General features: G+C 33.0%; 15 protein-coding genes. 3 read left to right on the forward strand and 12 right to left on the reverse strand.

Annotated features, from left to right (window positions below):
- Positions 1-4: 4 nt before the first annotated feature.
- From FJOH_RS08715 to FJOH_RS08730, 4 genes are read right to left on the reverse strand one after another with little or no spacing between them, the layout of a single operon-like run.
- Entirely contained in the window at positions 5-1,114 is a 1,110-nt protein-coding gene (locus tag FJOH_RS08715; RefSeq protein ID WP_012023757.1) for a sensor histidine kinase, read from the reverse strand.
- On the reverse strand, positions 1,114-1,446 hold the full coding sequence (locus FJOH_RS08720; protein WP_012023758.1) for a DUF4907 domain-containing protein: 333 nt from the start codon (positions 1,444-1,446) through the stop codon (positions 1,114-1,116). The genes FJOH_RS08715 and FJOH_RS08720 overlap by 1 nt, the downstream gene beginning before the upstream one ends.
- Positions 1,436-2,443: a Kelch repeat-containing protein gene (locus FJOH_RS08725; RefSeq protein ID WP_012023759.1), complete on the reverse strand. Its 1,008-nt coding sequence runs from the start codon at positions 2,441-2,443 to the stop codon at positions 1,436-1,438. Before FJOH_RS08725 ends, FJOH_RS08720 begins: the two co-directional genes overlap by 11 nt.
- A gap of 17 nt (positions 2,444-2,460) precedes the next feature.
- Positions 2,461-3,243, reverse strand: coding sequence for a DUF6268 family outer membrane beta-barrel protein (locus tag FJOH_RS08730; protein WP_235023010.1), 783 nt, complete (start codon positions 3,241-3,243; stop codon positions 2,461-2,463).
- Between the two features lie 281 nt (positions 3,244-3,524).
- On the opposite strand from FJOH_RS08730, the gene FJOH_RS08735 reads away from it, so the two are divergent.
- Positions 3,525-4,853 (forward strand): DUF4270 family protein, encoded by a 1,329-nt coding sequence (locus FJOH_RS08735; protein WP_012023761.1) that lies wholly within the window; start codon positions 3,525-3,527, stop codon positions 4,851-4,853.
- The gene (locus tag FJOH_RS08740) at positions 4,854-6,092 is read left to right on the forward strand and encodes an OmpP1/FadL family transporter (protein WP_012023762.1); all 1,239 of its coding nucleotides are present in this window, start codon (positions 4,854-4,856) and stop codon (positions 6,090-6,092) included. It abuts the gene before it with no gap.
- Positions 6,093-6,094: 2 nt separating this feature from the next.
- Here the strand turns inward: FJOH_RS08740 and murI are convergent, their stop codons facing one another.
- Positions 6,095-6,874, reverse strand: a complete 780-nt coding sequence (gene murI, locus FJOH_RS08745; protein WP_012023763.1) for a glutamate racemase — start codon at positions 6,872-6,874, stop codon at positions 6,095-6,097.
- Between the two features lie 114 nt (positions 6,875-6,988).
- Here murI and FJOH_RS26790 point away from each other — a divergent pair, with 114 nt between their 5' ends.
- Positions 6,989-7,165, forward strand: a complete 177-nt coding sequence (locus FJOH_RS26790) for a class IIb bacteriocin, lactobin A/cerein 7B family (RefSeq protein ID WP_123875754.1) — start codon at positions 6,989-6,991, stop codon at positions 7,163-7,165.
- Positions 7,166-7,326: 161 nt separating this feature from the next.
- On the opposite strand, the gene FJOH_RS08750 is transcribed toward FJOH_RS26790, so the two are convergent.
- From FJOH_RS08750 to FJOH_RS08780, 7 genes are all read right to left on the reverse strand, one after another.
- Positions 7,327-7,830 carry an OmpH family outer membrane protein gene (locus FJOH_RS08750; protein ID WP_012023764.1) on the reverse strand — a complete coding sequence of 168 codons (504 nt, stop codon included), beginning with the start codon at positions 7,828-7,830 and terminating at the stop codon, positions 7,327-7,329.
- 14 nt (positions 7,831-7,844) lie between these two features.
- A complete protein-coding gene (locus tag FJOH_RS08755; protein ID WP_012023765.1) occupies positions 7,845-8,870 on the reverse strand; it encodes an OmpH family outer membrane protein in 1,026 nt (341 codons plus the stop codon).
- Between the two features lie 42 nt (positions 8,871-8,912).
- On the reverse strand, positions 8,913-11,690 hold the full coding sequence (locus FJOH_RS08760) for a BamA/OMP85 family outer membrane protein (RefSeq protein ID WP_044047595.1): 2,778 nt from the start codon (positions 11,688-11,690) through the stop codon (positions 8,913-8,915).
- On the reverse strand, positions 11,623-12,363 hold the full coding sequence (locus tag FJOH_RS08765) for an isoprenyl transferase (RefSeq protein ID WP_012023767.1): 741 nt from the start codon (positions 12,361-12,363) through the stop codon (positions 11,623-11,625). Before FJOH_RS08765 ends, FJOH_RS08760 begins: the two co-directional genes overlap by 68 nt.
- A 4-nt stretch (positions 12,364-12,367) precedes the next feature.
- Complete coding sequence (gene porG, locus FJOH_RS08770) at positions 12,368-13,057, reverse strand: type IX secretion system protein PorG (RefSeq protein WP_012023768.1); 690 nt, start codon at positions 13,055-13,057, stop codon at positions 12,368-12,370.
- A gap of 172 nt (positions 13,058-13,229) precedes the next feature.
- Positions 13,230-14,114, reverse strand: a complete 885-nt coding sequence (locus tag FJOH_RS08775) for an NAD kinase (RefSeq protein WP_012023769.1) — start codon at positions 14,112-14,114, stop codon at positions 13,230-13,232.
- 84 nt (positions 14,115-14,198) lie between these two features.
- The gene (locus tag FJOH_RS08780; RefSeq protein WP_012023770.1) at positions 14,199-14,858 is read right to left on the reverse strand and encodes a CBS domain-containing protein; all 660 of its coding nucleotides are present in this window, start codon (positions 14,856-14,858) and stop codon (positions 14,199-14,201) included.
- Positions 14,859-14,899: the final 41 nt, after the last annotated feature.

A 14,899-nucleotide genomic window follows, 5' to 3' on the forward strand; every position in this document is an offset into this window, starting at 1 on the left:
TTGTTTAATTTACTGCGGTTTGAATTTTATCTAATTTTAGATTTAAATGCACTCGGTAAAATTGATTATCCTGGTTAATAGTTAGTTCGTGTGCGTTTGGATAAAGTAAATCAAGTCGGTTTTGAATGTTTACCAGTCCAATTCCTGAATTGTCAGGATCTTTTACATAGTTTTCAATCGTATTTTCAATCCAGAAATCAAGATCATTTTCAGAAATAAAAATTTTGATTTTAACATGTGCGGCGCCTTTATAGTCGGTTCCGTACTTAAAAGCATTCTCAACAAAAGATATCAATAGCAATGGTTCGATAAATTTGTTTTTAGTATCGCCATGTACATTTATATAAATGTCTTCGATGTTATTAAGCCGCAGTTTTTGTAAATCAATATAATTCTGGATATAATTGATTTCTTTTTCTAAAGCCACCGTTTTATTATCTGTTTCATACAGCATATAGCGCATTAGTTCAGACAATGTCACGATGGCATCAGGGACCAAATCAGATTTCTTGTGCGCCAGAGAATAAATACTGTTTAATGAATTGAATAAAAAATGCGGATTGGTTTGTTTACGCAGGTATATTAATTCGGTACTCGTTCTGTGTGTTTCGGCGATTAATTTATTTTGCTGATTATTATAGAACTCTGTCAGGGTTCTGATAATGGCACTTATTGTAAGGATTAAAATGTAAAAAAATGAAGGACCGATTTTAAAAAACAACGGCTGTCTCATTTCTACTCTAAAATGTTTTCCTTCTGGTAAAAAATGAGGATCTCTGGGGATCATTCTGGCCGGAGCAATATTATCTGGTCTTAAATGTCTAAATTCAGGAATAAAATAATTTATTCTAATGACCATAAAAATGACAATAATACCCAATGCAAATACAAAATACTGCCAGTATTTTTTTTGTAAAAGCAAAGCGGGAACCAAATAAAAATAGTTCAAATAAAACAGTAAAATACCGCTTATCCATTGTGCATAAAAATCATTATTGATCCTAAATGGACTTTCGTAAAACTGAATTAAAGAAGTCAGGATAAAGAAAAGCCAAATCATAAAATGGAATAAGATTTTATTTGAATTCGTATTTTTAATGGTATCTATCGTCATTATAATTTTATTTTTAATAAAATTAATTCATTTTTGGTTACCGATGGGGATAAGTTTTGTTTGAGTTTTGAAACAACTAAACCAGCGGTTTTTAAAGCATCATCTTGTGTCGAAAAACTTTTGTTTTCATTTATAACCGGAATAATCGACTGCTTAATAATGATTTTTTCTTTATAAGAAATCGAATATCCCCAGCCGGTATCAGTTTTAAATGTTTCGGTTTTTAGTACTTCTTTTTTTGTACAGGAAACGATTGATAAAACAAGAAACAAAAGCAGTAAATTCTTCTGGATTTTACGCCAGAAGAATTGTGTAATAGTATTAATTGTCATCGTCACTTTGTTCGTCTTGCGGTTTAAATTCCCAAACATCATCAAAGTAAGATGAACCTACTCTTCCTAATAGATAGAACCCGCGATTGTTAATTGCAAAACCAACAGCATCAGTTCTGGTTGCGCCTTCCATAGCCGTTCTCTCTGTCCAAAGATCTGTAGAAGGATTATATTCCCAGGCAGTTTTAATGTTTTCACCACCTACAACATATCCTAATCCATTCATTGAGAAACCAGAAGCATTTGATCTTGTAATTGCATAGTCATCATTCCAAGAGTAATCATCATCTGTATCTTTATCAATATCTCTTTTTCTTGTCCAGGTATTAGCAGCCGGGTCAAATTCCCAAAAATCTTCCTGATATACACCATTGTTTATTCCTGTAACCAGATAAGCTTTGTCTGAAATTACAAATACAGTTGCATTACGTCTTTTATTACCGCCAAATCCATTTACAAGAGTCCATGTATTTGCTGTATCATCATACTGATAGAAATCTTTAAGATAATTTCCGTCATAACCGGTTCCAAAGAAAGCTTTGCCAGCTGCCTGAAAACCTACTGCACCATAACGTGCTGTTCCTTCAAAATCAGCTTTTTGAGTCCAGCTGTTGTTTGACGGGTCGTATTGGTAAAAGTCTTTTAATCTGTTAGTTCCGTCATAACCAAGACCAATATATCCTTTTCCGTTTAGTGTAAAAGCAGAAGCAGAACTTCTTCCAACACCTGTAAAATTGGCTTTTTGTTCCCAATAATCCCCATTTGAATCATAAACCCAAAGGTCTTTTAAATATTCATCTCCCGTGTAGCCTGTTGCTACATAAGCATAATCTCCAATTACAAAACTTGTCGCACTAGATCTTGCCGGACCGTCAAACGCTGATTTTTTAATCCAGTTTCCTACCAAATCATCATCGTCATTATCGTTGCTGCAGCTTACAAAAAACAGGCCCGAAAACAGGGCGGCGAATAATATTCCTTTTTTTAAATTATTCATAGTGTTTAAAATTTATTTTATTGTTTGTATTTGATCCCTATTCCTAAAACATATCCATTGCCAATATTATAATCATGAACGGTATGGTCTTTACTGTCAGTAAGTTTATATTTTTTGTCAAAATCATATCCGGCTTTGAAATTCAAAAACCAGTTTTTTTCGACATTTCTTTCATATTCAAATGATGTCGTCATTTGCGAAAGAACTGCTTTTACAGCATTGTTATTTATATTGTTCTGAACATCTAAATTGTAAAAGTTTCCATTAAAACTATTGTTCAGGCTAAACTTGTTTCGGATGTTATTTGAATATGAAATTTTTGAATCTGGAAAACCAACCAGCAAATTTGCATTTTCGTTTATTTTATAATTTAATGAAGCCACAGGCAGGAATTTCGGATTACCAAAAACTGCCGTTCTGGAGGCTCCTATATTTAAAGTCGTTTTTGAATTCAGCTGTCTGCTGATTTCAAAACTTCCTAAAAGCGACAAATCAGAAAAATCTAAATTGTGCTGAAAATTTGCTGTTGGCGTAAGCGAAAAAATTAGTTTTACGGCATTTAGTATTTCATGAGAAAATTCAAACTTATCCTGAATCTGGCGTAACTGGTCTATACTTTTAAAGCTGTCTTTATCATAACTCAAATTCAGATTAGTATACGATAATGTATTTTTTATACTGCTTTTAGAACTTATTGTTCGGCTAAAAAACACTCCCGCATTAGTTTTATTAAAATCAATTTTATCAGTAGGTTCTGTTTTTAAATCGATATTAACCGAAAACTTTTCCTGAGCTTTCATACTTAATATTGACATTAAAAAAACGGAACAAATTATAAACCTTATTTTCATTACTTATTTATTGGCTCAAAAGTAGGCTGACGAAGGTTTTAAAAAAAAGAAGATATATGTATGACGCTTTTTGATAGACTAAATCCCGTTTTTTAAGGCTGAATCTAATATTGAAAGCAGTTAATGTACTGTAGATGTTTTATCGCCATTTATAGTCGAAATATGCTTGCCTGTATATGTTATAGTGAACTGCAGAATAGTGCCTTTTATATTTGCCAAAAAAATTGATTATGGGCAAGTTTTTATTAATGCTGTTTTTTGCGTTTACTATATTTTCATGCGGTACAGATACTGATGCCGGCGAGTTTGTTGTTGGATCAGATTATCTTGCTCTCAATAATAAAGTTGTAATGGTTGATACCGTTACGGTTGAAATGTCTACAATAAATTTTGATTCGCTGGTAACTTCAAGCCAGAGCCGAATTTTAGTTGGAAATTACGATGATCCAATTTTTGGAAAAATAAAATCGAACAGCTATTTTCAAATTTCCGGAAGTTCGTATTCGTTGAGTAATTCAGGATCAGATACCGAAGCGGTTAATTTTGTTTTTGATTCGATTTCGATGATTTTAAAATACGATAACTATTATTATGGTGATACAACTCAGGTTCAAAAATTCGATATCCATCGTTTAACTCAAAAAGTAAAACCAAACGTAGACGATAAAAGTTTTTATAATAATTCTACTTTGACTTACAGTGATGAAGTTCTGGGAACAATTTCATATAAACCCAGACCAACAGAGAAGGATTCGATTAATATTAGAATGAGTGACGCGTTTGGACAAGATATTTTTCAGAAAATCAAAAAAAGAGAAATTACAGGTTTTGACAATTTTACAGAGTATCTAAAAGGACTTGTATTAGTGCCATCCGGAACTAACTCATCAAGTGCAATTGGGTTTAATGTTTCAACGAGCAAAGTGAGGTTGTACTATTCTAAATATCAAGCCGATAATGATGATGATTCGCTTATTTTAGATTTTACTATTGCAGATGCTTCCAAACAGTTTAATTCTGTCTCGCTGGATAAAACCGGAACAATAATTCAAAATTTACCCATTTCTACCCAAAGGCTTTCGAGTTCGCAGACCAATAAGCAGGGATTTATTCAATCTGGCACAGGAGTGGCCTGCAGGATTGATTTCCCAAATATAAAACAGCTTAAATACATTTCTGCTAATGGAGCAATTGTCGATGCACAGCTGTTCTTAAAACCGGTTAATAATTCGTATTCCGATAAATATCCGCTGTCTGATTCCTTAAAGGTTTATGTGGGAGATAATTTAAACAGAATCAGCAGTCCTTTGCTCAATGCCGCTGGTAACTCTGTTTATGGAATTTTAAATAAAAAAAGCGATGAGTTCAATGAAAACATTGGATATACAATACCGTTAGGGAATTTTCTACAGAAAGAAATGCTGAAAGCTTCTGATTCCAGGTCTGCATTAATTTTAACCTTACCAGGAATATCTAAATCAGTTGACAGACTTGTTTTAGGAGATCAAAAGCATTCGCAAAATAAAATTCAAATTAAGGTTTATTACATCTCATATTAAATGAAAAATAAAATAGTTTTTTTTAGCTGCTTCATTTTAATGTCGCTTACTTCGTTTTCACAAAGTATATCAAGTTCTCCATATTCATTATATGGTGTGGGAAGTTTATACGATTCTGATTTTGGCTCAATTCCTTCAATTGGATCATCTGGAATTGCACTGCCATCCAGTAATTTTATTAATAACCTGAATCCGGCTTCATTAGGATCAATGCCTCTTAATCATTTTATGCTGGATGTTGGTGGAAAAGCCATTGCGACAACTTATCAAAATAATTCCCGAAGTGAGAAGCGTAATAATTTTCAGTTTTCGCATCTTGCTTTTGCATTTCCTATTACTAAAAGATCAGGATTCAGCGTTGCACTGCGTCCATATTCAAGCGCATCATACAAGATTTCAAATTTGAAACTGCCTATAGCTGATAGTAATGAATCGTATTATTTAACGGCGGGAGGATCAGGCGGATTGAATAATTTTGATTTTTCATACGGATATCGTGTAACTGAAAAACTATCGGTAGGAGCTTCTGCAGCTTTGCTGTTTGGGAATGTTGTGGATGACCGAACATTTTCGATTTTAAATTCAATTACAAATGTTCATAAAAAGACAGATTATAACGGTCTTCGCGCTACTCTAGGAATGCAGTATAAAATTGATTCAACGCTTACTATTGGGGCAACTTTTAAACTGCCGGCGCAAATTAAGAGTTCAAAAATACAAACTGTTGAAACGATTACTGATGATGTTTACAATGCTATTGAAACTGATGTGGCATCAGATGTTGATGATTATTATCTGCCTTCAGAAATAGGGGTGGGGATCAGTAAAAAGTTTAAGAAAGTCCTGACTACGACATTCGACTATCAGAAGAGTTTATGGAAAGACACCAAACAGTCTGATTTATACGGAGAGTTTGTCAATCAGGACAGATTTGCCTTTGGTCTTACTTATTTTAATGAAAAGAGAAATTTCCGAAAATATTGGGACAGGGTGCAATATTTTGCAGGAGCTAATTTTGATACTGGTTATCTGGAAGTTGATGGCAAAAGAGTTAACGATGCGTCAATCTCTATTGGAGTCAGACTGCCAATTGAAAACACTTTTTCGGCTTTAAATATTTCGTACTCTTACGGACAAAAAGGAAGAATTGCGAATGATTTAATCAAAGAAAATTATCACAAGTTATCTATCAATTTGTCTTTAGACGGAATTTGGTTTGTAAAACGAAAATTCGAATAACCTTAAAAATCTTTTTCTATTACAGGATATTTGTTTTCTAAAATTGATTTTAATACTGCTGGATTTGAATTTACATAAAACACAGGATCGCTGTTGTTTTTACCATCAGTAAATCCAGCTTTTTCGCGTAATACATTTTGAGTCTGTCTTGCTACTGCTTCTCCAGAATCTATAATCTGGATGTGGTCCGGAAGAATCTTTTTTATCTGCGGAATCAGATAAGGATAATGACTGCATCCTAAAACAAGATAGTCAATATTAGCGTCAATCATTGGCTGTAAATAAGATTCAAGTAATTGAGTCATTTCTGGTGAATTTAAATTCCCATCTTCAATTAACTGGACTAATCCATAACCCACCTGCTCAATAATTGTGGTATGCTGAAACATTTCGGCAGTTTTATTAAAAAGCTCGCTGTTAAGAGTTCCTTTTGTGGCCAGGATTCCAATAACCTGTGTTCTCGAATTAGTAGCTGCGGGTTTTATAGCAGGCTCAATTCCAATAAACGGAATGTCATAATCATTGCGCAGTTCTCTAATGGCGTTTGTTGTGGCGGTATTACAGGCTACAACAATTAGCTTGCAATTGTTTTCTAATAAAAACTCTACATTTTTTTTGCTTAGTGCAACAATTTCTTCTTTGGTTTTTTGACCATAAGGAGCGTTTTTGCTGTCTGCTAAATATATTGTTTTTTCGTTTGGAAGTAAATCGTGAATAGCACTCCAAATGGAGGTTCCTCCAATTCCAGAGTCAAAAACGCCTATAGGATTATTGTTTGTCATATTACAAAATTAGTATTTTTTACTTTCTCTGCAATTTGGTTTTTTTTAAATAAAAAGATATTTTATTGTAAATAAAATACTATATTTATACTTCACCCAAAAAACAATAACACTATGAAAATTATTGAAAATTTGTCATCTGAAAAGCTGACTAAAGAAGAGCTTAAAAAAATTAATGGAGGAAATGCTCCAGAGTGCTACGGTATCGCTTGTATCGTGGGATTTGAAGAAAACAAAAAGCCTATTTGGGAATGTTTTCCTTCAGGAACTAAATGTCCGCCAAGAAATTAATACACGTTTGTGTGTTGAAGAAAAGGAGCCTGATTTCAGGCTCTTTTTTTTTGAATTTAATAAACCTTATACCTTATCACTTTACAGAGAAATACCTTAAAATAAAACGGCTCAAACTTAAAAAGTTTGAGCCGTTTTTAATTTTATCAGAATCGTTTTTCTTAGAATCCTAAATCTTTTTTCACATCAGCAGTGATGTTTGGACCATCAGCTAATAAAAGAGTAGAACCATCTAATACGTATTGGAAACCTTTAGCTTTTCCAATTTTTTGGATAGAAGCTCTTACTTTTTCCATTAATGGTTTTACGATATCAGTTTCTTTTTGTTGTAGTTCTTTTTGTGCATTGTCTCTGTAATCAACAATTCTTTTTTGCATATCTTGAACTTCTTTAGAACGATCTCCGTTTACAGCTTCAGTTACTGTAGCAGCTTCTGCTTCGTACTTTTTGATTTTAGTTTGGTATTCGTCAACCATTTTTTTGTATTCAGCATCATATGTCCCACTTAATTTTTGCAGTTGATTTTGAGCATCAAGCATCGCAGGCATTTTCGACATAATCTCGCTAACATCAACATGGGCAACCTTAGCCTGTGCGTTCATTGTGTTACTTGCTCCTAAAACTAGTATTGCAGCAATTAGTAAAGTTTTGATTTGTTTCATCATTTTTAAAATATTAATTAATTATTGGTCGTATTTGTTTTTTGTGTTTCGGCTTCTTTTGCTTTTTTAGCCGCTTCTCGTTCTTCGAGTATTTTTTTTCTTCTTTCTTCTAACTCTTTTTTGCGCTGCTCATAAAGCTTTTGTCTTTCTTCTGCTTTACTTGCTGCAGTTTCTGCCGGAGTTGTAGTTGTTTCAGTTGTCGATGCAGGTTTTGCAGTCGCATCTGTTTTTACAGCCTCGGTTGTTTTTGCCGCTTCCGTTGTTTTTGCAGTTTCAGAAACCGTGCCATTTTTTTTCGCATCTCTTTCGGCCTGCATCGCTTTACGTCTGTCGTCGTATTCTTTTTTCTTCGCTTCCTGTTCTAATCTTCTGTCTTCAATAAGCTTTTCTCTCGCGGCTCTTCTTTCATCTAATGCTTTTTGACGATCAGCCATTGCCGGATTTTCATCAATTTCATTTTCACGATTTTCTTTTGCTTCTTGTTCTTTCAATTGTTTTTTATTCAATTGCTCTCTTTTATCAGTTCTATTTAAAATACGAATCACCTGATCGCTGATGTCGAATCTTTTATTACTGAAAAGCATTGTCAAATCTGATGATTTATCAAAAATAAAATCATAATTCTTAGCCTCTGCAATATCCTGAACAGCGGTGAAAACCTGATCCTGAATCGGCTTTGCTAAAGCGGCTTTCTGTCTCATTAAATTCCCGTCGGCTCCAAATTGCTTTTGCTGATAATCCAGCATTTCATTTTCCTGAAATTTAATTTCAGTTTCTCTTTCTTCGATTAATTCTTTCGTCAATAAAGCTTTTTCAGTTTTAAGACCTTCTTTAAGAGAATTTATATTTAATTTTTTGGCTTCTATTTCTTGTTTCCACTTTTGGGCTTTGAGCTCCAATTGTGATTTTGCTTCTTTATAATCAGAAACATTTTCCAGAATATACTCCATATCAATGTAGCCAATTCTAGTTGTCTTGCCTTGTGCCTGACTTGTATTAGCTACAATCAAGGCTAAAAATATAAATAAAAATTGTTTTCTCATAACATTACTTTATTTGTCGATTTTTAACCAAACGTATAATTTCTAAAATTGTTGTCCTATGATAAAGTGTGTTTCCCAGCCATTTGCTTTATTAGTAGTAGATCCTGGAAGAGCATCAAATCCATAACCAAAATCAATACCTAATAATCCAAATGCAGGCATGAATACACGTAAACCGGCACCAGCAGAACGATTCAAGTCAAACGGATTGTAATCCTTGAACGTTGGATATGATGAACCTGCCTCTAAAAACGTCAATGCATAAATAGATGCAGATGATTTTAATGTAATTGGATAACGTAATTCCATAGAGAATTTGTTATAAATTGTTGCTCCAATCTGCTGTCCGTATCTAGAACTATTTCTGTCTTCAATAATTGGTGTTAATGAGTTATTAGGATAACCTCTTAACTGTATCGTTTCTCTACCATCCATTGAGTAGTTTGCCATACCGTCTCCTCCTAAATAGAAACGCTCAAATGGTACAACTCCTCTTGACTGATCATAAGCTCCTAAGAAACCAAATTCAGTTAAAGTTCTTAAAACTAACTTACCATATATTTTCGTATACCAGTCAGCTTTAAATTTAACTTTATAATATTCTAACCAGTTGTATTTCTTTTGATCGACTTTTCCAACATCTGTATCTGCACTTTTATAATCAGATCCAACACTTACAGTTCCTGACTGGCCATTTACTGTTTCAGTTTTAGTATAGTCACCAGGGTTTATTGCCTGTCCGTCAATACCGGTTGTGGTTGTTGTTCCTGTATATTGTGTTTTATATTCTTTTTGGTTTTGTAAATCTCCATAGTTTATATTGTTAAACAGAGAGTATGGAGGTGTTACTTTTGCAGAAATACTAAATTCTGAACCATACGTTGGGAATATTGGGTTAACCCCTTTATTACTTCTTGAAAGTCCAATAGTATATGCTAAGTTTCTCGACGCTCCGTTACCAAATGTAAATAATCCTGTATAGTAATTATTTAAATCATAATGCTGGTAACTTACAGACTGCGAAAGTACAAAATAATCATCAGGAACTGTAAGACGTTTCGCTAAACCAACTTGTACTGTAAAAATATTAAAACTTTGATTTCTGTTTACATCTCTTGATGAATAATTGTAATTAAACTGTTTACTATAAGAGATAGATGAACTGAATTGTACTGGTTTTTTACCTCCAAACCAAGGTTCAGAGAATGATAAACTATAAGTTTGGAAATATGTACTTCCTTGTAAACGAAGTGCTACTTTTTGACCATCTCCCATTGGAAGCGGTTTGTAAGCATCTTTGTCAAATAATTTTCTAGCAGAGAAGTTGTTGAATGATAAACCTAAGGTTCCAATGAAACCACCACCGCCGTAACCTCCTTGAAGCTCAACCTGGCTTGATCCTTTTTCTACTAATTGATATTCGATATCAACAGTTCCAGCTGCTGGGTCAACGTTTCTAAATTCTGGTTTAATAGACTCAGGATCGAAGAATCCTAACTGACCAATTTCACGAATTGTTCTTACTAATTCTTCTTTACTGTATTTGTTTCCTGGTTTAGTTCTTAACTCACGATAAATTACGTGATCATTTGTTTTATCATTTCCTGTAACATATATTTTGTTGAAATATGCAATTGGACCTTCGGTAATTCTAATCTCAAAATCAATTGTGTCGTTTACTGTTTTTACCTCTACAGCATTGATTTTAGAGAATAAATAACCATTGTTTTGATATAAGTTTGTAATGTCTTCACCATCTGGTTTTGTATTATCAGCAATTCTTTTTTCTAATAAAACACCATTGTAAGTTTCACCTTTTTTGATACCTAAATAGCGGTTTAACTGCTGGTCAGAATATACAGTGTTACCTAAGAATTTAATGTTACCAAAGTAGTATTTGTTTCCTTCTTCAACATCAATTTTGATGGCAAGCATATTTTTCTTTTTGTTGTAAATAACAGAATCATAAATAATGCGGGCATCACGGTATCCTTTTTCTTTATAAGAAGCGATAACCTTTTCTAAATCGGTTTTGTATTTTTCAGGAATGAATTTTGAAGCTTTAAAAACGCGCAGTACATTTTTTTGCTTTGTATCTTTCATTGCAGCTCTAAGTTTGCTGTCTGAAAGCTGTTTGTTTCCTGTAAAGTCAATACTGCTGATTTTTACTTTATCCCCTTTATCAACCCTTACAAGCATGTTTACCTGATTTCCTGCGGTAGTGTCAGGAGTGGTTGTAATAACAACTTTTGTGTTGTAAAAACCATCTTTTTTATACTTGTTTTCGATGTAGTTTTTTGTTGTCGTAATTAAGTTTTCGTTGACAATTTTATTTTTGGTTAAATTGTTGTCTTTAATTAATCCTTCGACTTTACTTTTCTTAACACCAGTTATTTTAACTTCGTTTAATTTAGGAAGTTCGACAATATTTAAGTCTAAATAAATACTATCGTTTTCTACTTTATTAATGTAAAAGGCAATCTCGTCAAAAAGACCAAGTTTACCTAATTTTTTAATTGCACTTGTGATTTCTTCACCAGGCACGGTGATTTCCTGACCTTTTTGCAGTCCCGAAAACGTTACTACAGTTTGTTCATTGAAGCTTATTTTACCAACTACAGATACTTTAGCCAGAGTATATTTTTTCCCTTGATCAAAAGGAACTCTATCTTGAGCTTTTATTTGTGAAAAACTACCCAATAATAAAAGGGTACAGATTATTTGTGGTATTCTTTTTTGTAACACTAAAAAATTATTTAATTTGTTCACTGGTTTTTCCAAATCTACGTTCTCTTTTTTGATAACTAATAATAGCCTCATATAAATCTTGATCTTTAAAGTCTGGCCACAAGACATTAGTAAAATACAATTCAGCGTAGGCAATCTGCCACAGCAGGAAATTACTTATTCTATGTTCTCCACTTGTTCGTATTAATAAATCTACGTCAGGTAAATTTTGCGTGTAAAGATGCTCATTTATAATTGAATCGTCAATAGTGTCTATTGAAATTATATTATTTTTAACTTTATCGCTTATTGCTCTAACAGCGTTTACCAATTCCTCTCTGGATCCGTAACTTAAAGCAAGAGTCAGGGTTAGTCTTGTATTGTTTTTCGTTTTGTCGATAACATCTAAAAGTTCCTTTTGTGCAGTTTTTGGCAATTTATCAAGATTTCCAATTGCATTAAGTCTAATATTGTTTTCCTGCAGTGTAACAAGCTCTTTTTTTAAAGAGTTAATCAATATTTTCATTAATGCTTCAACTTCCAATTTTGGACGATTCCAGTTTTCTGTAGAAAAAGCGTATAGCGTTAAATACTCGATACCAAGTTTGGCGCAGGTTGTGATTGTTTTTTTTACAGATTTTGTGCCGTTTTCATGACCAAAAGCTCTTAAAAAGCCTTGTTGTTTGGCCCAGCGTCCGTTTCCGTCCATAATAATGGCCAGATGCTTTGGTAAGTTTGATTGATCTATTGAGTCTAGTAAATTCATTTTATTATTCTGCGCAGTAGCAAGGTTTTTGTCCAAAGGTATATGTTAGAGTAATACCCGAAAAGACATACCAGTCATTATTATTTAAATTTCCAAATTTTAGAATGTTTGCGTTGCTGGTATTAGGATTACTTCCATCGATATTATCTGTAAAAGTATATCTAGCCCCAACTTCGGCTCCTATAACAAAATGCGGTGTTACATTTGATTTTATACCCAAAATCATAGGTATGGCAAATGAGTTTGAGTTAACACTTTGTATGTTATTAGGGTTTGATGAATATCGATACAACCCGTCATATAGAAAAAAGCTTAAACCCGAATATATATAAGGAGTAACTTTTGTATGGTAATCGTGCAGATTAAAATCGAAAAAATTGAATTCTAAACCAGCTGAAAATTCTTTTACATTGTTCTTAAAACGATAACCTCTTTTGTTTCTGCCTGTTTCATCAGAGTCAAAGTCGTTTGCTGCAATCGTAGATTGTGTATAAGAAAAACGATAAGAATGTCTTGGGCTTCTATTCCATTTATATAAAATACCAATAGCCGGCTTATCAGGGTTAATGTAAGTTGTACTTCCTACGTCACCAACAAAGTTGCTTCCGCCAATAAAAACACCAAGCTCGTTTATTTGAGCCTGCAGTGTTATAAAAGGGAAAAAACATAACAATAAATTAAAAATTTTCTTCATTTAATTCAGAATTGCGTGCAAATATAATAATTATCGATACGAATCAACGTTCCTTTAGTTAAATGTGTTTTTTTTTCAATTTACGATATGATTTTGAGACATTTAATGATGATTCTCTACATGCAGAACGAGAAAATATAGTAATATCGTATAGTTGGAACGAGAAAAGAGTTTAATTTCTCTTGTCTTCTCCCCAGAGCAATTTGTTTCTTAATGTTTTTAAGAAAGTTTCGCCTGGTATTTCAACCATTTTGATTTTATAATCGGTTTTTTTGATTTTAAGAACAGATTCGTTTTGTACTGAAGAAATTCTTGAATCCAGAGAAACTAAATATTGGTCTTCACGGCCTGTTACGCGAAGTGTAATTTCGGTATCGTCTGGAATTACAAGTGGTCTGGCGGTTAAATTATGTGGTGCAATTGGCGTAATTACTAAACTTTTTACATCTGGTGTCAAGATAGGTCCGCCGCAGCTTAATGAATATCCTGTTGAACCTGTAGGTGTAGAAATAATTAAACCATCTGCCCAATACGAGTTTAGATATTCATTGTTTAAATAAGTTTCTACCGTTATCATCGAGGTTGTGTCTTTTCTGCTCACCGTAACTTCGTTCATGGCAAAATTAAGCTCTTTAAAAGCCTCATTAAAAGGTTCGCATGTTAAGCCCAATAAAGTTCTCTCTGAAGTTGTATAATTTTGGTTAATAACATACTGCAGTAAAATATCAATGTTTTCTTTTTGAACCTTTGCAAGAAAACCCAATCGGCCGGCATTTATTCCTAACAACGGAACACCTGAATTACGAACAAAAGCTGCGGCTCTTAAAATAGTTCCGTCGCCGCCAATACTTATAAGCATTTCAAAACTGTTGTCTAAAGCAGAGTTCGAAGGAAAAGTTTTGTAATCCTTTTTTACAAGCTGCTTTTCGTAGAGCATATTAAGGAAATTTTCTTCGATCACCATTTCCACATTATTGGAATTGAAAAACGCGAAAATGTCTTTTATAATAGGTTCTGTACTGTTTTGGTAATATTGTCCGTAAATGGCTATTTTCATTCTTTCTAATTAGATAATGAGAACATGTGTCAATTTGATAATTTCATTAAGTGAAATAATTTTCTCATTGACAAATTTTCTAATTTAAATATTAAGGTACTTGTCTAAATAATCAGAGCGTTCTTTTAAGCTGTTAATATAGTTGTCTTCCTGATGTTCAGAAATAATTTCATAACCATATCGTCTATAAGTTTGAATAATTTCATTTATAGCGCCTAAGCCTATTTTTATCGTGATCTGAACATTTTCAACATCAGCTTCAGAAATAAAACAGCCCAGAATTTTACCATTATTGCTTTCTACAATCTGCGTTACCTCACTCATAGAGTAATCTAAAAGTCCCTTTTGAACAATAATAATACCGCCTTGTTCTTTTAAAAATGGAGTTTCCTGAAAAAATTTCATAATATCCTCTATCTCATAATAACCTATATAGTTATTGTTTTCATCTAGAATAGGAAGTATGTTAGTGTGGTTTTTAGCGAAAACTTCCAGAACATCAAGCCAGATCATTGATTTTCTGGCAAAAAAACGTTCTAAAGTATATTTATAGTCAATTGCTTTTTTATCTGTGTCAAAAGTTTCGACATCGTCAGAAGAGATGCTTCCAATAAAAATCCCATCTTCTAAAACCGGAAAATGAGAAAAATTTACATCAATAAAAAAATCCTGAACCGAGGCTATCGTTTCCTGACTATCAATCGCTCTGAAATCGTTTGTGATATAGTTTGTAATTTCTGTCATAAATCAATCGAAGATATTTGATGCAAAATAATCAAAAAATA

It is taken from the genome of Flavobacterium johnsoniae UW101, from assembly GCF_000016645.1.
In the GTDB taxonomy this organism is placed as follows: domain Bacteria; phylum Bacteroidota; class Bacteroidia; order Flavobacteriales; family Flavobacteriaceae; genus Flavobacterium; species Flavobacterium johnsoniae.

What these genes read in the sequence shown, in the direction of transcription:
- FJOH_RS08780 (WP_012023770.1), bottom strand. Translation starts at nt 14,858, where the DNA reads ATGACAGAAATTACAAACTATATCACAAACGATTTCAGAGCGATTGAT.
- FJOH_RS08775 (WP_012023769.1), bottom strand. Translation starts at nt 14,114, where the DNA reads ATGAAAATAGCCATTTACGGACAATATTACCAAAACAGTACAGAACCT.
- FJOH_RS08735 (WP_012023761.1), top strand. Translation starts at nt 3,525, where the DNA reads ATGGGCAAGTTTTTATTAATGCTGTTTTTTGCGTTTACTATATTTTCA.
- FJOH_RS08725 (WP_012023759.1), bottom strand. Translation starts at nt 2,443, where the DNA reads ATGAATAATTTAAAAAAAGGAATATTATTCGCCGCCCTGTTTTCGGGC.
- FJOH_RS08765 (WP_012023767.1), bottom strand. Translation starts at nt 12,363, where the DNA reads ATGAATTTACTAGACTCAATAGATCAATCAAACTTACCAAAGCATCTG.
- FJOH_RS08730 (WP_235023010.1), bottom strand. Translation starts at nt 3,243, where the DNA reads ATGAAAGCTCAGGAAAAGTTTTCGGTTAATATCGATTTAAAAACAGAA.
- murI (WP_012023763.1), bottom strand. Translation starts at nt 6,874, where the DNA reads ATGACAAACAATAATCCTATAGGCGTTTTTGACTCTGGAATTGGAGGA.
- FJOH_RS26790 (WP_123875754.1), top strand. Translation starts at nt 6,989, where the DNA reads ATGAAAATTATTGAAAATTTGTCATCTGAAAAGCTGACTAAAGAAGAG.
- FJOH_RS08720 (WP_012023758.1), bottom strand. Translation starts at nt 1,446, where the DNA reads ATGACAATTAATACTATTACACAATTCTTCTGGCGTAAAATCCAGAAG.
- FJOH_RS08715 (WP_012023757.1), bottom strand. Translation starts at nt 1,114, where the DNA reads ATGACGATAGATACCATTAAAAATACGAATTCAAATAAAATCTTATTC.
- FJOH_RS08750 (WP_012023764.1), bottom strand. Translation starts at nt 7,830, where the DNA reads ATGATGAAACAAATCAAAACTTTACTAATTGCTGCAATACTAGTTTTA.
- FJOH_RS08740 (WP_012023762.1), top strand. Translation starts at nt 4,854, where the DNA reads ATGAAAAATAAAATAGTTTTTTTTAGCTGCTTCATTTTAATGTCGCTT.
- FJOH_RS08760 (WP_044047595.1), bottom strand. Translation starts at nt 11,690, where the DNA reads ATGAGGCTATTATTAGTTATCAAAAAAGAGAACGTAGATTTGGAAAAA.
- FJOH_RS08755 (WP_012023765.1), bottom strand. Translation starts at nt 8,870, where the DNA reads ATGAGAAAACAATTTTTATTTATATTTTTAGCCTTGATTGTAGCTAAT.
- porG (WP_012023768.1), bottom strand. Translation starts at nt 13,057, where the DNA reads ATGAAGAAAATTTTTAATTTATTGTTATGTTTTTTCCCTTTTATAACA.